Genomic DNA, 17,006 nt, shown 5'->3' with positions numbered 1-17,006 from the left:
CCGGGAGGCGACGCATCGCATGGAACAGCAACGCACGGGACCGCTCTCGGACATCCGCATCCTCGATCTCTCCCAGGCGCTGGCGGGACCGTTCGGGACCGCGCTCCTGGGCGACCTGGGGGCGGACGTCATCAAGGTGGAGCCGCGCGGCGGCGACATGAGCCGCGGTCTGCCACCGCGACCGCCCGACGGAGAGGGCTGCGACTACGGTGGCTACTTCGCGAGCATCAATCGCAGCAAGCGCAGCATCGAACTCGACCTGAAGCAGGCGGAAGATCGGGAGCTCTTCCTGCGCATGGCCGAGCAGGCCGACGCCGTGGTCGAGAACGCGCGGGTCGGCGTGATGGACAAGCTGGGCGTCGGCTACGACGTCCTCAAGGAGCGCAACCCGCGCCTCGTCTACGCGGCGATCCGCGGCTTCGGCGATCCGCGCACGGGCGAGAGCCCCTACGCCCATTGGCCGGCCTTCGACGTGGTCGCCCAGTCGATGGGCGGATTCGCCGCCATCAACGGGCCCGCCGGCGGACACGGGATGCCGGGCGGGACCAGCATCGGGGACATCTACCCCGGGACCCTCATGGCCCTGGGCCTCGTCTCGGCAGTGCACGCGGCAAGGAGCACCGGGAAGGGACAGTTCGTCGACGTCGGCATGTACGACTCGATCCTGGCGCTCTCGGAGCTGATCGTCTGGAACTACAGCTACGACAAGAAGGTCGTCACGCCGCGCGGTTCCGGACACCCGATGCTCTGCCCCTTCGACGTCTTTCCCGCGAAGGACGGCGCGATCTCGATCGCGGCGCCCGGTCCCGTGCATTGGGAGAAGCTGTGTCGGGTGATGGGCCGCGAGGACCTCGTCACCGACGAGCGAACCTCGGACGTGCTGCGCCGCGCGAAGCATCGCGATTTCACCATCGGTGTGGTTACCGAGTTCACCCAGGCGCGCACGCGGCAGGAGATCGTGGAGCTGCTCGGCGGCGAAGTCCCGATCGGTCCGGTGCAGACCGCCGAGGACATCTTCGCCGACCCCCACGTGGCCGCACGCGACATGCTGCCCGAGGTCGAGCTGCCCGGGGACAACCCGTCCGTGCAGCTCCCGGGGACGCCGATCCATTTCACGGAGACCAAGGCGGGCATCCATCGGCGCCCGCCCACCCTCGACGAGCATCGCGCGGAGATCCTGCGCGAGTTCGGAATCGAGGCAGCGACCGAACCGGGAAAGGAATCTCGATGAACGTGCAAGGGGGAGGCGCCGTCGTCACCGGCGGTGCCTCGGGCATCGGGCGCGCGATCGCCCTCGAGCTGGGTCGCCGCGGTTGCGCGGTGGCCGTGGCGGACATCGACGGCGCGGCAGCGACCCAGGTCGCGAAGGAGGTCGCCGCCCTCGGCGTCACGGCGACCGGCCACGCCTGCGACGTGACCGAGTCGGGCGCGATCGAGGCGCTGGCCGAAGCCGCCGCGTCCGAGCTGCCGCGGGTGAACCTGCTCTTCAACAACGCCGGCGTCGGCGCACCGTCCCCACTGCTCGAAGGCTCGGCCGACGACCTGCGCTGGATCCTCGAGGTGAATCTCGTCGGTGTCTGGAAGGGCTGCGCCGTCTTCGGCAAGCACTTCGTCGCGCAGGGCGAGCCGGCCTGGATCTGCAACACCGGCTCGGAGCACAGCCTCGGCCTGGCTCATGTCGGGATGGGCTTCTATTCCGCCTCGAAGGCGGCGTTGCTCGGGCTCAGCGATGTACTGCGCGGCGAACTCCCCGACCATGTGGGTGTGAGCCTCGCGTGCCCGGGGATGGTCGATACCGGGCTGTGGAACGCGACCCGGCACCGACCGGATCGCTTCGGCGGCGCCGGTGACGCCGACGCGTTCTCCGGAAAGGTGCAGGCCCACGGCATGGAGGCCGGGCCGATCGGCGCACGCATCGTAGACGGGGTGGAGGCCGGCGCGCCGATCATCGTCACCCACTCCCAGGCGCGACGTTACGCCGAGGCGCGCTGGAACCAGATCCGCGAGGCCTTCGACGCGCAGGCGCCGTACCGTGAAGAGGACGAGCGCTACGACGTCACGGGCGTGATCGGTCGACTGCTGTCCGGCGACGCGAGCTAGGGGAGGGCGCCCGGTGTCGGAACGCGATGGTCTCGTCCGCGTGCTCGATCTCCAGGTCGACCCGCGGCTGCACGCCTTCCTCGAGAAGGAGGCGCTGCCCGGGAGCGAGGTCGATCCCGCGACCTTCTGGGCAAAGCTGTCCGAGCTGGTGCGCGCGTTCACGCCGCGCAACCAGGCGCTGCTCGACGAACGGCAGCGCCTGCAGGATGCGATCGACGCCTGGCACCGGGAGCGGCCGGGTCCGATCGAGCCCGAGGCCTACGCCGGGTTCCTGCGGGAGATCGGCTATCTCGAGCCGCTCCCGGCGCCCTTCGCGGTGGAGCTCACGGGGATCGATCCCGAGATCGCCACGACCCCCGGGCCCCAGCTCGTCGTTCCCGTGAGCAACGCGCGCTACGCGTTGAACGCCGCCAATGCGCGCTGGGGGTCCCTCTACGACGCGCTCTACGGGACCGACGCGCTCGGTGACTCGCCGCCGCCCGGGCCCTATGACCCGGCGCGCGGAGACCGGGTGGTCGCCTGGACCCGCGACTTCCTGGATCGCAGCCTGCCTCTCTCCGAGGGCTCCCACCACGACCTCGTTGCGTACGCCGTCGGGGAAGACGGGCACTTGCAGATGCAGGGTGCGGCGGGGCACGTGCGGGCACTGGCGAACCCCAAGGCCTTCGTCGGCGCACGTGTCGACGGATCGGGGGCGCAGCGGCTGCTCTTCCGTCACCACGGTCTCGGGATCGAGCTCCGCATCGACCGGGACGATCCGGTGGGCGCGCGCGATCGGGCTGGCGTGGCCGACGTCGAGCTCGAGAGCGCGGTGACCACGATCATGGATTGTGAGGACTCGGTCGCGGCCGTGGACGGGGAGGACAAGACCCAGGTCTACCGCCACTGGCTCGGGTTGATGCGGGGAGACCTGGCCGAGTCCTTCGTGAAGAACGGGGAGGCGGTCACGCGCCGTCTGGCGCAGGACCGTCGCTACCGCACCCCCGGCGGTGGGGAAGAACGCCTCTCGGGTCGCTCGCTGCTGCTCGTGCGCAACGTCGGTCTCTTGATGACGACGCCTGCCGTCCTGGATGCGGTGGGGAACGAGGTGTTCGAGGGGCTGTTGGACGCGCTCTGTACGGCCCTTGCCGCGAAGCACGACCTGCTGCGTAAGAGCGCCGAGCGAGGCAACTCGCGCGCCGGCTCGATCTACGTGGTGAAGCCGAAGCTCCACGGCCCCGCCGAGGTGCGCTTTGCCTGCGAGCTGATGGCTTTCGTGGAAGCGGCCCTCGAGCTTCCGGCGCAGACGATCAAGCTCGGCATCATGGACGAGGAGCGGCGCACGAGCGTCAACCTGGCTGCCTGCATCGCCGAGGCGCGCGACCGGGTCGCGTTCATCAACACGGGCTTCCTCGACCGCACCGGCGACGAGATCCACACCTCGTTCCATGCCGGCCCCGCGGTTCCGAAGGCGGCGATGAAGCGCACGCCGTGGATCGCGGCCTACGAAGCCGGAAACGTGCGCACGGGGCTCGACTGTGGCCTCGGTGGGCGCGCCCAGATCGGCAAGGGCATGTGGGCGATGCCCGATCGTATGGCCGAGATGCTGGAGCAGAAGCGCGCTCATCCGGAAGCGGGCGCGACCTGTGCGTGGGTTCCGTCGCCGAGCGCCGCGACGCTCCACGCCGTCCACTACCACGAGGTGGACGCCTTCGCGCGCCAGCGTGCGCTTCGTGACGCTGCGCCGCCCGATCCCGCGACCCTCCTGCAGCTTCCCCTCGGCGATCCCAAGGGCGGGTCCGCGTCCGATCGACGCTTCGAGATCGAGAACAACGTGCAGGGCATCCTCGGCTACGTGGTCCGCTGGATCGACCAGGGCGTCGGCTGTTCGAAGGTGCCCGATCGAAACGACGTCGGGCTCATGGAGGACCGGGCGACCTGCCGGATCTCGTCCCAGCACCTCGCGAACTGGTTGGCGCACGGCGTGATCTCGCGCGACGAGGTCGAGGACGCGTTCCGGCGGATGGCCGAGGTGGTCGACCGTCAGAACGCGGACGATCCGGAGTACGTGGCGATGGCGCCGGGCTTCGACGGTCTTGCGTTCGAGGCCGCCCGGGCCCTGGTCTTCGACGGCGCCACGCAGCCATCGGGCTACACGGAGCCGTTGCTCCACGCGTTTCGTCGGCGCCGCAAGCAGGAGCTCGCGCAGGGGTAACCCCAGCGCTTTCGCCCCCTGGGCCGGATTCGTCGGGTACGCTGACCGGCGTGGATGTCGCGTCGGACGCAGCGCCGCCGGCGCCCGCCACCGCGGCGCGCCGACGCAAGGAGCTGGGGCTCCTGTGCGGCGTCGTCGCCCTCGGGTTGCTCGCGTTCCTCGACAAGCCCGTGCACGTCGACGATCCCGTCTACCTCTGGGTGGCCGAGCGGATCCAGACCCACCCGACGGATCCCTACGGGTTCGAGCTCAACTGGCACGGCACCCGCGATCCCGTGCACGCCATTCAGCAGAACCCTCCCGGTGTCAGCTATGCCCAGGCCAGCGTGCGGAGCGTGTTCGGTCCGAGCATCGCGGCCCAGCACGGCGTGGCGCTCGTCTGGGCCCTCGGCGCACTCCTCGGTGTCTACCTCCTGGCCGAGCGCTTCACGCGCTCACCCGGCGTGGCGACCGCCCTGGTGGCGACCACGCCCGCGTTCTTCGTCTCCGCGACGACGCTGATGAGCGACCTGCCGATGCTCGCCTGCTGGTGCGGGGCGATCGCGTGCTGGGTGCGGGGGCTCGACCGCGGCTCCACGCGCTGGCTGGTGGTTGGCGGGTCGCTCATCGGGGTGGCGGCGCTGACGAAGTACTTCGCCGTGGCCCTGCTGCCACTCCTCGCCGCCTACACGGCACTGCGCGGCGTGCGCGCGCCCCGGGTGTGGGCGGTCTTCGCGCTGCCCGTGTCGGTGCTCGTCGGCTTCGAGGCGGCGGCCCATGGGCTCTACGGTCATGGGTTGTTGAGCCAGGTTCCGGGCTATGCCACCGGCGTTCGGCAGTACTTGGGGCAACCGTGGTGGAACGACGCGATCGTCGCTCTGGCGTTCATCGGAGGTTGCGCGTTTCCGCTGCCGCTCCTGACGGGCGGGGCCAGTGACCCGCGCGGTCGGGTCTTGGGGGCGCTCGCGCTCCTCGCGTTGGTCGGAGCCGTCGTCGCCTGGAGTCCGCTTCCCTATGAGATCGATGTAGCCACGACGCGCGGCTGGGTGCTCGTTCACGTCGTGATCTTCGCCTGGGCGGGGGCTTGTCTCGTGGCCCTCGGCGTCGCCGGAGCGCGTCGCGCCGCACGCGATCCCGATCACGCACTCCTGGTCCTGTGGGGCGCGGGGGTTTTCGCGTTCGTGGCGTTCTTCAACTGGAGCGCGAACGCGCGTGCAGTCCTGCCCCTGGTACCTGCAGCGGCCCTGGGCGGCGTGCGCGCGTGGGAGGCGCGCGCGGGTTCGCCCCTATCGCTCGTACGCGCCGCCCCGCTGCTGGCGCTCGGCGCGGCGCTCTCCCTCAGCGTCGCCCACGCCGACCGCGACTGGGCGACGGGTGCCATGCGCATGGCGCGACAGCTGGCGCACGACTACGGGGCGGGCGCCCAGCGGGTGTTCTTCCAGGGCCACTGGGGCTTCCAGTACTACTTCGAAAGCGCGGGCGGGCGCGCCTACGACGTGCATCGCGACCGGCTGGTGCCCGGCGACATCGTGATCATGCCGCGCAACAACGTCCACCTGACCCAGCTCGATCCGTCGAAGGCGATCGAGCTCGAGGTGCGCGATGCCGGCAGGACCAGCCCTTGGAGCCTGATGGGGGGCGGGGCCGGCTTCTACTCCAGCGTGTGGGGTCCGGTGCCGTTCAGCTTGGGCCCGTCGGCGCCCGAGCTGTACCGGGTCCTCGAGGTTCGTGCGCCGATCCCGCCGCGGCCCGCGCTCGGCCGCTAGGCCGATCCAATCGTCGTCCGGTGCAGCAAGCGGGCGTGACCGTCGTAGCCGCCCGTGGCCTGGTGCAACACGCTGCGGTTGTCCCAGAGCACGAGCATGTTCGCTTCCCAGGCGTGGTCGTAGATGAACTCGGCTCGGCTCTGCCAATCGTAGAGTTCTTTGACCAGGGGCAGGGCCTCCTCGGTCGCCATCCCGTCGATTCCCACGATGTAGCCGAGGGAGCCGAACACGCCCTTGCGTCCCGTCTCGGGATGGACGCGCAGGATCGGGTGCCGCTGCTCGGCCAGCGCGGCCTCGGACACGCGGATGTCCATGCTGCGTCCCGAGTCACGATCGGTCCGGCCGTACATCCCGTCGGGTCCGTAGGGGATGCGCGCCGAGTGGATCGCCTGTTTTCCCTCGAGGCGGCTGCGCAGTAAAGCGGGCATCTGCTCGTAGGCCAGATACTGATTCGCGAAGCGGGTGTTCCCACCCTGGGGCGGGATCGTGATCCCGAACAGGCAGGTGCCCTGGGGCGGGTGTTCCTGGAAGCTCCAGTCCGTGTGCCAGCTCTCGGCGAAGAGCGGGGTGGTCTCGCCGGCATCGCGTTGGATCGCGGCGATATGGGGGTGGCCGGGAATCGAGCCGAAGAAGGGATCGTCGCCGAAGGGACCGAAGTAGCGCGTGAAGCGCTCGAGATCTCCGTTGCTCATGGGTTGGTTCGGAAACACGAGCACGAGGTGCTCGAGCCACGCCGTGCGAATCTCCTCGACGTCGCTGTCCGAGAGCGGCTGCGTCAGATCGATCCCGCGGACGTGGGCGCCGCAGGCCTGACCGGTCGGCGTGATGTCGAGGGGCATGGGAGACCTCCGTTCGGCCAAGGCTACGCCGAGGGTGGACTCGGCGCGAGGCCCTGTGCGTCGACTAGACCGGCCCTGCGGGACCGAGCCAGCGCCACAGGTCGAAGGCGATGAGTGCCATGGAGCCCAGGGCCCACACCGCGTTGATGCTCCAGAAGAGCGCCGGGTTCTCGGCGCGCGCGACGGGTTCGACCAGCTGCGTGATCCCGTCGCGCAGCGAGCGAAGCGTCCAGAAGAGGAAGAGCAGACCCCACGGCCAGCTCCAGCCCGCGAGCGTGGTCGCCACCAGGACGCAGAGGGTGGCGATGCTCCAGGGCTTCGCGAGGGAGCGTCGCTTCGGCGCGACGTCGACCGACGCTGGAGCGGACGCGGCGGTCTTGGGCGTTGCCTGTGGGGGCGAAGCGTCCGGTTCCGCCGAGTCCCGTTCGACTGAGAACGGGGGATCGGTCGGCGTACCGAACAAACGGTTCCCGAGGTACTGGTGGAAGTCGACGACGACGCGCTCGAGCTCGACGAGCTGTCCGCCCTCCTGTGCCGAGCGCATGCCGCGCTGGTTGCGCTCGCAGATGGCCTGGTCTTCCGCGAGGAAGGCTTCGAAGAACTCGGAGCCGGCACCTTCCTCCGTCGCGACCGGCGAGAGCCCGGCGCCCAGCACCGTGCACTGCTCGGGCCCACTCGGGAGCACCGAGATCCAGCCCCAGGAGTCGGCGGTCAGGATGCCGACGAAGGAGGGGGGAAGCGAGACGAGTACGTAGTGCTCGCGTTCCCAGGCGCCGAGTCCTTCCGAGTCGCCCGGATGCGCGGCGCGCGCGAGCTTGGTCGTGCCCGCTGTGAGGGTCGCTTCGGCCGAGCCCTCCAGATAGAACGCACCGCGTGTCGGCGTGTAGGGCTCGAGGGTCTCGGGATGCACGCGGAACAGGTGGTAGCTCTCGATGCCGTTCTCGACCGCGAGTTTCCAGTTCGCGTCCCAGGCATGCAGCGAGATGCGCGTTGGATGGGTGAACCGATCCAGCGCATAGCGCGACAGCCGCGCATCGATCCCAGCGACGCGTTCGGCGAGGGGCGGTGCCTGGGGATCGAGATTCACGAAGACGACGCCGGCCCAGGTTTCGACGCGATAGCTCGGAAGCGCGTGGGCCGCCTTGTCGACCACGACGTCGCCGGGGTGTGGGACGCCCTTGAGTCGGCCATCGAGGCCGTAGCCCCAGGCGTGATAGGGACACACGAGGCTGGACGCGTGGCCGATCCCTTCGTCGAGCAGCGGGGTCCCGCGGTGGCGGCAGACGTTCGAGAGCGCGCGGAGCTCGCCGTCCTCGCCGCGCACGACGATGACGGGCTCGTTTCCGAGCGTGACGGTGAGGGTGTCGCCGGGTTCGGAAAGCGCGGCGGCCGAGCCGAGGGCGATCCACTCGCGGGCGAAGATCCGTTCGCGCTCGCGGGCATGGAGGTCCGGGTCGGTGTAGGCGGCGAAGGGCAGGGCGCGCGCTTCACCGGCCGAGGCCGCGCAGACGCGTCGCAGGGAGTCTTCGAGGGTCACACCGCGGAAGGTAGCGGGTCACCTGCTCGGCGCGGGCTAGCCGCGCTCGTAGCAGTGGTACCAGGCCGGGAAGACGCCGAGTCGCTGGACGGCGTCCGAGTGGGCGTACTTCGGCTGGACGTCGACGGCGCGGTAGCCGAGCGTCTCGAGGACCGGCGCCAGCGGCGCCCGCGTGAGGTCGTCTTCCAGGGCGAAGAGCTCGGGTTCGACATGCACGAGGAAGAGCCGGGGGACGTCGGCGGCGGCGAGCCGCTCGATCCACCAGCGCACGCTGGCGAGCGGCGCTTCGCCAAAGCTGTGGACGTTGGTGGCCAGGTCGAAGCGGCGTGTGCTCAGCGCGTTCTCGATCTCGTGGAGAGCTATGACCTGGGTGCCTGGGCAGGCGCGGAACCCGAGGTAGTACTCGCACAGAAAGGTCGAGGTGGGCACCGCGTCGGTCGCGACGCGTTCGCCGTCGGGGGCCCACTGCGCCAGGCGATGGACGAGTCGTCCGTACCCGGCGCCGATGTCGAGGACGCGTCCCTTTGCGAGCGCGTCCGCACCGAGCCATTCCGCCAGCGCCTCGATCTCGAGGGCCGCATCGAGTCGATCGCGGCTGATGGCGCGACCGTCGACGTCGTGGAGCAGTGCACCGAAGAGCCCGTCCTCGTCGAGCCGGTCCAGTACGCCGAGCCGACCGTGGCGCAAGGCGTAGTGGGTCGACAGCGCGTAGGCGGCGTCGGAGGTGCCGCGTGCCTGGTAGAGGTACTGGCTGTCGCCGCGGAAGCGGCGAAGGTCGATCTGGCCTTCCAGTCGCAGGTCGCTCCAGGCCGACACGGCGGCGGCGCAATGCCCGGAGTAGCGGGCGCGCAGCTCGGCGAGACGCGGGTGGTCGGTGCGCAACGCCGCTTCCGCGCCCTCGGGCAGGGCGGCGTCGCCGTGGGTGTACTGCTCCGGCAGCTGGGACTCCACCCAGGAGGGTCGGTAGAGGCCGAGGTCCCAGCGCCGCAGCAGGCGATTGGTCTGGAGTCGGAGCTGGTTCGGATTGAGCCAGCGGCGTACGCGTCCCAAGCGGGCGGTTCCTCCCTTGGTGGACTCTTCATCGGCCAGCAGAAGCGCCGGGTTGAGCCGCGTGTCGTCAGGGTTTTCCGCAGCTGCGGCGCGCCTTGGGCCCGGGCGGCGGTGTACTCTGGAGCACGGCGGGTCATCGGGCCCAGGCCAGGGAGGCAGGGCGATGGCAGGCTGGGCATCCGAGGGGCGCACGCCCCGGGTCGCGATCATCGGGGCGGGCATGTCCGGGATCGCGGCGGTCGTGCACCTGCGTCGCGCCAGCTACACGGACGTCACGGTCTTCGAGAAAGCGGATCGCGTCGGTGGGACCTGGCGCGAGAACACCTACCCCGGGCTCTCCTGCGACGTCCCATCGCGCTGGTATTCGTTCTCGTTCGCGCTGAATCCCGAATGGACCCATCGCTATTCCTACGGGCCCGAGATCCAGGCCTACATGGAGCGGGTGGCACGCGAGTTCGACGTCGAACGCCACATCCGGTTCGACACGCCCGTGGCCGCGCTGCGCTACGACGCGCCCGAGTGGGAGCTCACCACCGGGGCGGGCGAAACGCTGCGCTTCGACGTCGTGATCTCGGCGACCGGGATCCTGCACCGACCGGTCCTGCCCGAGTTCGAGGGGCTCGAGCGCTTCGCGGGAGCGGCCTTCCACTCGGCGCGTTGGGACCACTCGGTCGAACTCGAGGGAAAGCGCGTCGGCGTGGTCGGCACCGGCTCGACCGCGTGCCAGATCGTCGGTGCGATCACAGACCAGGTGGCGCAGATGCGCGTCTTCCAACGTACGCCCCAATGGATGGTGCCGCTGCCCCAGGTGGAGTACCGCTCGGTGACGAAGGCGCTCTTGCGACGCTTCCCGTCGCTCCAGCGCTACGGCTACGACTTCTACAAGGACCGCATGATGCGGACCTTCTCCGAGGCGACGGTCGGCGATGCCGAGCAGCAGCAGGCGCTCAGCGAAGCGAGTCTCCAGAACCTCGCCGACAACGTCCCCGACGCCGAGCTGCGCGAGCGCTTGACGCCCGACTACCAGGCGGCTTGCAAGCGGCTGATCTTCTGTTCCACGTTCTACCCCGCGATCTCGCAGCCCCACGCCGAGTTGGTGACCGAACCGATCGCGCGGGTCGTGCCCGAGGGCGTGGAGACCGCCGACGGGGTGCTCCACGAGCTCGACGTGCTCGTGCTCGCGACCGGGTTCGACCACACCTCGTTCATCCTGCCGACGCGCGTGACGGGGGAGGGCGGTCGCGACCTCGAGACCACCTGGGACGGCGCGCCGCGGGCGCATCGCGCGGTGGCCGTGCCCGGTTTCCCGAACTTCTGGATGCTCGAGGGCCCCACCGGTCCGGTCGGCAACCTGTCGTTGATCACGATCACCGAGCATCAGCTCGAGTACGTCGTGGCAATGCTCGACCGGATGCGCGACGAGCAGCTCGCCTCCCTCGAAGTGCGCGAAGAAGCGTTCCGTGACTACAACCAGGCCATGAAGCAGGCGATCCGCAACACCGTCTGGTACACGGGCGGCTGCACCAGCTGGTACTACGACAAGTCGGGTCTGCCGAACCTCTACCCCTGGTCGCCCCAGCGCTACCTGGATTCGATGCGCGCGCCGCGCTTCGACGAGTACTACGAGCGGCGCGACGGCGACGCACCGGCGCGGGCCGCCTGAGACCGGCCGCCCACCAGGCCCGCCGCCGAGCCAGCCCAACCCCGGAACCGGGCCCCCAGCCCCGGGTCTGGACCCAGGGGCTCTTCCTCGCGTCTCCCAGCGGTCCGGCGATTTCTGTGGACAAGAAGGTTGGTACGGTGTTACAACTTTGAACGACGTTCCAAGTTTCCCGTGATCCGGGGGCGGCATGTCTCTCCGCGACCTCAACATCGAAGCCCGGCGCCAGCGCATCCTCGAGGCGGCGCGCCGCCTGATCGCGGCGGGAGGCGTCGAGGCGCTGACCATGCGCAAGCTGGCCGCCGAGGCCGACCTGTCGGTCACGACCCTCTACAACCTCTACGGGGTGCGGGCCGAGATCCTCCACGCCCTGGTGGATGATGCGGTCGATCGCATCGTCGGGGTCATCGATGCGGAAGCGCCGCTGGACGATCCCCTCGAGCGCTGCCGCGCTGTCATCACCGTGAGTGTGCGGGAGCTGTCCAAGCGCGCCGGGATCCACGTGCCGATGGTGATCGCGAACTACGGCGGGCTGCCGGACGCCCAGCCCGATCGGCGCCTGGCGAAACGCGCGGCGGCGATGCAGCAGCGGGGGATCGAGCAGGCGATCGCCCAGGGCCTCTTGCAGGACACGCGCAACCCGGAGCAGCTCGGGCTGCAGATCTATCACGGGTTCGAGCTCGCCTGCATCCAGTGGGGCTACGGCCTGCTGACGCCTGCGGAGTTCGAGGCCCGTGCCCTGTACGGCCTCTACCTGGCCCTGGCCTCCGTCGCGACCGACGCCACCCGCGCGTCGATCGACGCGGAGCTCCATCGATTGGAACGGCAGCTCGCCCGCACGGGTGCGGGCGACCGTGCGCGCCCGAAAGCACGGCGACGCTCGGCCTAGCCCGAGCCCACGCAAAGGAGACCCCATGAAGCGTGAAGTCGAACTCTCGATCCTGAAAGAGCTGATGAGCCAGCTCGACGAACAGCGCAACGTCGACGCGGGCGTTGGCTACCGCCAGCCGACTTCGGTCTATACCTGCCCGGAGATCGCCGACCGCGAGTGGGAGTCGTTCTTTCGCCAACACCCCCAGCTGATCGGGCTCTCGGGCTCGCTTCCCGAGCCCGGCTCCTACATGACCGTGGACGACTTCGGCGTGCCGGTGCTGGCGACGCGCGATCGCGACGGCGACTTCCACGCGTTCGTCAACGCCTGTCGCCACCGTGGGGCGCGCCTTGCCGAGGGTCGCGGGACCAGTCCCCGCTTCGTCTGCCCCTTCCACAACTGGATGTACGGGAGCGACGGCGCGCTCAAGACGGTTCCCATGGAGAGCCACGTCGGGAAGATCGACAAGGCCTGCCACGGCCTCGTCGAGCTCCCGGCCGTCGAGCGCGATGGCCTCCTCTGGGTGCACCCCCAGGCCAACGGCACGATCGATCTCGATCAGCAGCTGGCCGGGCTCTCGCAGGAGATCGGATCCTGGGGCTTCGGCGAGCTCCAGCACGCGGGCGAGACCGTGATCGAGGGGCGCCTCAACTGGAAGCTCGCCAACGACACCTTCGGCGAGACGTATCACTTCAAGCGGCTCCACCGGAACACGCTGGGCCAGATCTTCCACGGGGACGTGCTCGGCTACGAGCCGTTCGGTCGCAACCATCGCTTCGTGATCGCGACGAAGCGCATCGACGAGATGCGCACGAAGCCCGAGAACGAGTGGAGCCTGGTCCAGGGCTGTAGCCCGCTCTACTACCTGTTTCCGAACATTCAGCTCACCTTCGGCGAGCAGACCGCGAGCGTGATCAAGATCTACCCAGTGCCTGGCGACCCCTCGCGTTCGCTGACCCGCGTGGTGCACTACTTCCACCCCGAGCTGATCGAACGCGCCGAGGGGACGACCTCGGACGAACAGATCAATGCCGACAACGCCTACGAGTACCGGGGCGGGGATCGCGTCTTCACGCTCTCGGCCTTCACCGAAGTCTTCGACAGCACCATCGAGAAAGAGGACTACGTGATGGGCGAGCACCAGCAGCGCGCGGCCGAGAGCGGCCAGCTCGACCATCTGGTGTTCGGGCGCAACGAGCCGGCGCTCCATCACTACCACGGGCGCTTCCGGGAGGCGCTGGGGATGGCGCCGCTAGAGAAGCTCGACCTCTAACAGGCGGCGTCTTTCGGCCGCCTTCTTCGTTCCCGGAGCGAGTCCGTAGCGGTCCTACGATCCTCGCTCCGGCGCCTCGAATGCGGCCGAAACTCGCTCGCCTGGTAGGTTCCAGGCTCTTGCAGGCCTGCGTGAGGCGGCGTCTTTCGGCCGCCTGCTGCGTTGCTGAAGCTCGCCGTAGCGATCCTATGGCTGCGCTCCGGCGCCTCGAATGCGGCCGAAACTCGCTCGCCTGGCCGCGCAGGGCACTGGGGCGGGGAGGCCGCCTACTCCTGGACGGTGATCCGGATCATCTGCACCGGGTCGGCCGGGCGGTCGCCTGCGGCGGTCGGCGTGGATTCGATCTGCGAAACGACGTCCATGCCTTCCGTCACGCGCCCGAAGACCGGGTGCTTGCTCTGGCCGGGCGTGAACCAGTCCAGGTAGTCGTTGTGGACGGTGTTGATGAAGAACTGACAGCCGCCGCTGTTGGGCTGGCCGGTGTTCGCCATCGACAGCGTGCCGGGTTCGTTCGAGATCTTCGCGTCGTCCGGATGCTCGTCCTGGATGCGCCCGTTGGGGCTGTCTCCGGTGCCGGCCATCGGGCTGTTCGGATCCTTGCTGTGGGGACACCCGAACTGGATCATGAAGCTCTGGATGACGCGGTGGAAATGCAGCCCGTCGTAGAAACCATCCTTCGCCAGCGAGATGAAGTTGCCCGCCGTGAGGGGCATCTTGTCGACGAAGAGCTCGACCTGGATGTTTCCGAGGGACGTCTCGAGGAGCGCGGTAGGGTTGGCCATGGACGGTGGGTACCCGTTCCGACGCGTCGCGTCCACCCGCCGCGCCGAAAATCGCCCGCTGCCCCAACGAAAACCGGGGTCCGGCGTGCGATACGCCAGACCCCGGCTCGGGATGCTGCACGCGGGGCGTGCCCGCGGCGACGGTCCTAGACGCCGGCTTCCTTCGTGGTCTTCACGATGGCGGCCGCGACCTTGTACGGGTCGGCGTTCGACGCCGGGCGGCGATCCTCGAGGCGGCCCTTCCAGCCGTCCTCGACGGTGCCCACCGGAATCCGGATCGAGGCACCGCGATCGGAGACGCCGAAGCTGAACTGGTCGATCGACTGCGTCTCGTGCTGACCGGTGAGGCGCTGATCGTTGTCGGCGCCGTAGACGCTGATGTGTCGGTCGATGTTCTTGCCGAAGGTCTCGCAGATCTTGTTGAACACGTCCTCTTTCCCGGCCTCGCGCATGGCGCTGTTCGAGAAGTTGGCGTGCATGCCCGAGCCGTTCCAGTCGGTGTCACCCAGGGGCTTCGGGTGCCAATCGATCCCGAGGCCGTACTTCTCGGCGGTGCGCTCCAGGATGTAGCGGGCGACCCAGGTCTCGTCGCCGGCGCCCTTGGCGCTCTTCGCGAACACCTGGAACTCCCACTGACCGGCGGCCACCTCGGCGTTGATGCCCTCGACATTGAGGCCAGCTTCGAGGCAGAGGTCGAGATGTTCCTCGATGACTTCGCGGCCGTAGGCGTTGCTCGCCCCCACCGAGCAGTAGTACGGGCCCTGCGGTCGCGGGTAGCCCGCGCGCGGGAAGCCCGGCGGCAGGTTGGTCTCGGGATCCCACAGGAAGTACTCCTGCTCGAAGCCGAACCAGAAGTCGTCGTCGTCCTCTTCGATCGTGGCGCGGCCGTTCGACACGTGGGGCGTGCCGTCGGCGTTGAGCACCTCGGTCATCACGAGGTAGGCGTTCTTGCGGTCGGGGTCGGGGAAGACGGCGACGGGCTTCAGCAGACAGTCCGAGTCGCTGCCGTCGGCCTGCTCGGTCGAGCTGCCGTCGAAGGACCACATGGGGCAGTCCTCGAGCTTGCCCGAGAAGTTCGACTCGACGCGGGTCTTGCTGCGCAGCGACTGCGTCGGCGTGTAGCCATCGAGCCAGATGTATTCCAGCTTGCTCTTCATGGTCTCCTGTTCTCCTGAAAATGAAGGGTAGATAGACGGTTATGCAAAACCTGTTCCGCCCAATCCGCCCTGTCGGCCCGTCTGAGCCGGTCTCGGCTCGGGGATTGCCTGTTTGGGGGGCGGCGGCGCCCAGATCATGAGCAACACCGGGGCGCGGCGCCAGCCGGAAAGGCGGGGGGGGTGCGGCCCGTCGCCGACGCGGCGAAGGATCAGCGCCAGTCGTTCTGGAGACGGCGAATCAGCTCCTCGCAGCCCGAGATCCTGGCGTCGGGGTCGATCTGGAGGCACTGGAGGGCCAGGTCCTCGAGGGGCTGCGGGATCCGCAGAGGGTTGAGCGTCGACGGCCGCGGCGGATTCCCGGCACGGATGGCCTCGGTCAGGTGGTGGACCTTCTCGCCTTCGAACGGCGTTCGCCGGGCGAGCATCTCGTAGAGCACGACGCCCATGCTGTAGAGGTCGGTGCGGAAATCGATCTCCGGATCGGCGTCGAGCTGCTCGGGCGACATGTAGGCGAGGGTGCCTTCGAGCTTCCCGGCCAGCGTCATGGCGGTCACGTCGTCGGAGGACACGTCGGCCTGCGCCTTCGAGGGCTCGGGCTCGTTGCTGTCGCCGGACTCGCTCCAGACCTTGGCGAGCCCCCAATCCATCAGCAGCACCTCGCCGAAGGGTCCGACCAGGATGTTGTCGGGCTTGATGTCGCGGTGGACGACACCGTGGGCGTGGGCGTAGCGCAGCGCGTGGGCCACATCGATGAGGACGTCGATCAGCTGCGTCAGGTCGTAGCGGTCGCGGTACTTCTCGTCGAAGAGCTCCCGCATCGTGAAGCCGTGGACGAGCTTCATCGTGAAGTAGTACTGGCCGCGGGAGTCGCGCCCTACTTCATAGGTGGGAATGATGCTCGGATGCTGAAGCGCGGCGCTGACGCGCGCTTCGCGCAGGAAACGGCGGGTCTCCGTCGGATCGTCCGCGAACTCGGGCCGCAGCTTCTTGTAACAGATGACGCGGCGGAGATGGAGGTCCTTGCAGGACTGGATGATCGACTTGCCGCCCTTCGCGATCGTCTTGAAGTAGGCGTAGCGGGTGCCGGGATTGAGCTTCTCGGGGAGCGGGTGATCCGTGTCCTCGAGGTAGACGATGGCGTAGTCGTCGGCGGGCGGCTCGGGAAAGCGGGGCATCGTGTCCTCTCGCTGGGGGCGCGGACTCCCGGACGCTAGGCGATCGCTGCGTGTGCGGCGAACGGCCAGAGCGTGCGATGCGCACTACGCGCCTTCTTGCGGACTGGGTAGTGCGTGTCCGTTGCAGGGCGCAACCGGCGGACGGATCCCCGCTCGAGCGTACGCAACCGACGCGTAGGGCGGGTTGGAGACGCCCGTCGCGCGGAGGGCTTTCGATCGTCCACGGCTTCTCGGCACGTCCCTTGCTCTAGCCAGGCCTGGGATCGGGAACCTCCTGGAGTCGACATGCGTGCTTTTGCCCTGCTCAGCGGAGCCTTTCTCCTGATGCTCTCGATCGGTTGCGCGAACCCGAGCGGGCTCGTCTACGACCGAGACGAGTGGAACGACACGATCCAGATCGGATCGGTGACCTACGTGGTCCTTCCGACGACGAAGCTCTTCGGCCCGTCGGGTCGCCCGATCGAATTGACCCAGGTTCCCAGCGTTGCCGACCCCGGCGTCGGCGTCCGCTACTCCCACCGGGCGCGTGTCGAGTACCGCTCGGTCGAAGACCGCGGCGAGCATTACCTCGTCTGGCTGTGGGTCCGCCCCGGCGATCCTGCCGCCCGCGAGGGATGAGCGGG

At 69.0% G+C, this 17,006-nt stretch carries 14 protein-coding genes; 8 read left to right on the top strand and 6 right to left on the bottom strand.

Features of this window, described 5'->3' with window-relative positions:
* Positions 1-19 precede the first annotated feature (19 nt).
* Genes AAF430_17500 through AAF430_17485 form a run of 4 tightly spaced genes read left to right on the top strand, consistent with a single transcriptional unit; the run spans position 20 to position 6,039 of the window.
* The gene (locus AAF430_17500; protein MEM7412027.1) at positions 20-1,231 is read left to right on the top strand and encodes a CoA transferase; all 1,212 of its coding nucleotides are present in this window, start codon (positions 20-22) and stop codon (positions 1,229-1,231) included.
* Positions 1,228-2,100, top strand: coding sequence for an SDR family NAD(P)-dependent oxidoreductase (locus tag AAF430_17495; protein ID MEM7412026.1), 873 nt, complete (start codon positions 1,228-1,230; stop codon positions 2,098-2,100). Before AAF430_17500 ends, AAF430_17495 begins: the two co-directional genes overlap by 4 nt.
* Before the next feature lie 13 nt (positions 2,101-2,113).
* Positions 2,114-4,294 carry a malate synthase G gene (locus AAF430_17490; protein ID MEM7412025.1) on the top strand — a complete coding sequence of 727 codons (2,181 nt, stop codon included), beginning with the start codon at positions 2,114-2,116 and terminating at the stop codon, positions 4,292-4,294.
* A 50-nt stretch (positions 4,295-4,344) separates the two neighbouring features.
* Positions 4,345-6,039, top strand: coding sequence for a glycosyltransferase family 39 protein (locus AAF430_17485; protein MEM7412024.1), 1,695 nt, complete (start codon positions 4,345-4,347; stop codon positions 6,037-6,039).
* Here the strand turns inward: AAF430_17485 and AAF430_17480 are convergent.
* The 3 genes from AAF430_17480 to AAF430_17470 form a co-directional block, all read right to left on the bottom strand.
* On the bottom strand, positions 6,036-6,878 hold the full coding sequence (locus AAF430_17480; GenBank protein ID MEM7412023.1) for a TauD/TfdA family dioxygenase: 843 nt from the start codon (positions 6,876-6,878) through the stop codon (positions 6,036-6,038). The two genes, AAF430_17485 and AAF430_17480, sit on opposite strands and share 4 nt — an antisense overlap.
* Before the next feature lie 64 nt (positions 6,879-6,942).
* Complete coding sequence (locus AAF430_17475; GenBank protein ID MEM7412022.1) at positions 6,943-8,415, bottom strand: aromatic ring-hydroxylating dioxygenase subunit alpha; 1,473 nt, start codon at positions 8,413-8,415, stop codon at positions 6,943-6,945.
* A 36-nt stretch (positions 8,416-8,451) separates the two neighbouring features.
* Positions 8,452-9,465 (bottom strand): putative sugar O-methyltransferase, encoded by a 1,014-nt coding sequence (locus AAF430_17470; protein MEM7412021.1) that lies wholly within the window; start codon positions 9,463-9,465, stop codon positions 8,452-8,454.
* A 163-nt stretch (positions 9,466-9,628) separates the two neighbouring features.
* Between AAF430_17470 and AAF430_17465 the strand changes: the two genes are divergently transcribed.
* The 3 genes from AAF430_17465 to AAF430_17455 all read left to right on the top strand — a co-directional run bounded on the left by AAF430_17465 (position 9,629) and on the right by AAF430_17455 (position 13,269).
* Positions 9,629-11,128 carry an NAD(P)/FAD-dependent oxidoreductase gene (locus AAF430_17465; GenBank protein ID MEM7412020.1) on the top strand — a complete coding sequence of 500 codons (1,500 nt, stop codon included), beginning with the start codon at positions 9,629-9,631 and terminating at the stop codon, positions 11,126-11,128.
* Between the two features lie 187 nt (positions 11,129-11,315).
* Complete coding sequence (locus AAF430_17460) at positions 11,316-12,014, top strand: helix-turn-helix domain-containing protein (protein MEM7412019.1); 699 nt, start codon at positions 11,316-11,318, stop codon at positions 12,012-12,014.
* A gap of 25 nt (positions 12,015-12,039) precedes the next feature.
* Positions 12,040-13,269, top strand: a complete 1,230-nt coding sequence (locus tag AAF430_17455; GenBank protein ID MEM7412018.1) for an SRPBCC family protein — start codon at positions 12,040-12,042, stop codon at positions 13,267-13,269.
* Positions 13,270-13,535: 266 nt separating this feature from the next.
* Here the strand turns inward: AAF430_17455 and AAF430_17450 are convergent, their stop codons facing one another.
* The 3 genes from AAF430_17450 to AAF430_17440 all read right to left on the bottom strand — a co-directional run bounded on the left by AAF430_17450 (position 13,536) and on the right by AAF430_17440 (position 16,383).
* Positions 13,536-14,051: a peptidylprolyl isomerase gene (locus AAF430_17450; GenBank protein MEM7412017.1), complete on the bottom strand. Its 516-nt coding sequence runs from the start codon at positions 14,049-14,051 to the stop codon at positions 13,536-13,538.
* A 146-nt stretch (positions 14,052-14,197) separates the two neighbouring features.
* Positions 14,198-15,208, bottom strand: a complete 1,011-nt coding sequence (locus tag AAF430_17445; protein MEM7412016.1) for a glutamine synthetase beta-grasp domain-containing protein — start codon at positions 15,206-15,208, stop codon at positions 14,198-14,200.
* 209 nt (positions 15,209-15,417) lie between these two features.
* Positions 15,418-16,383 (bottom strand): serine/threonine-protein kinase, encoded by a 966-nt coding sequence (locus tag AAF430_17440; GenBank protein MEM7412015.1) that lies wholly within the window; start codon positions 16,381-16,383, stop codon positions 15,418-15,420.
* Positions 16,384-16,668: 285 nt separating this feature from the next.
* Here AAF430_17440 and AAF430_17435 point away from each other — a divergent pair, with 285 nt between their 5' ends.
* Positions 16,669-17,001, top strand: a complete 333-nt coding sequence (locus tag AAF430_17435) for a hypothetical protein (GenBank protein ID MEM7412014.1) — start codon at positions 16,669-16,671, stop codon at positions 16,999-17,001.
* The last annotated feature ends 5 nt before the right edge of the window (positions 17,002-17,006 follow it).

Source organism: Myxococcota bacterium (assembly GCA_039030075.1).
Lineage (GTDB): Bacteria > Myxococcota_A > UBA9160 > UBA9160 > SMWR01 > JAHEJV01.
This window is presented reverse-complemented; position numbering and strand designations above follow the sequence as displayed.

What these genes read in the sequence shown, in the direction of transcription:
- AAF430_17500 (MEM7412027.1), top strand. Translation starts at nt 20, where the DNA reads ATGGAACAGCAACGCACGGGACCGCTCTCGGACATCCGCATCCTCGAT.
- AAF430_17495 (MEM7412026.1), top strand. Translation starts at nt 1,228, where the DNA reads ATGAACGTGCAAGGGGGAGGCGCCGTCGTCACCGGCGGTGCCTCGGGC.
- AAF430_17480 (MEM7412023.1), bottom strand. Translation starts at nt 6,878, where the DNA reads ATGCCCCTCGACATCACGCCGACCGGTCAGGCCTGCGGCGCCCACGTC.
- AAF430_17465 (MEM7412020.1), top strand. Translation starts at nt 9,629, where the DNA reads ATGGCAGGCTGGGCATCCGAGGGGCGCACGCCCCGGGTCGCGATCATC.
- AAF430_17460 (MEM7412019.1), top strand. Translation starts at nt 11,316, where the DNA reads ATGTCTCTCCGCGACCTCAACATCGAAGCCCGGCGCCAGCGCATCCTC.
- AAF430_17455 (MEM7412018.1), top strand. Translation starts at nt 12,040, where the DNA reads ATGAAGCGTGAAGTCGAACTCTCGATCCTGAAAGAGCTGATGAGCCAG.
- AAF430_17450 (MEM7412017.1), bottom strand. Translation starts at nt 14,051, where the DNA reads ATGGCCAACCCTACCGCGCTCCTCGAGACGTCCCTCGGAAACATCCAG.
- AAF430_17445 (MEM7412016.1), bottom strand. Translation starts at nt 15,208, where the DNA reads ATGAAGAGCAAGCTGGAATACATCTGGCTCGATGGCTACACGCCGACG.
- AAF430_17440 (MEM7412015.1), bottom strand. Translation starts at nt 16,383, where the DNA reads ATGCCCCGCTTTCCCGAGCCGCCCGCCGACGACTACGCCATCGTCTAC.
- AAF430_17435 (MEM7412014.1), top strand. Translation starts at nt 16,669, where the DNA reads ATGCGTGCTTTTGCCCTGCTCAGCGGAGCCTTTCTCCTGATGCTCTCG.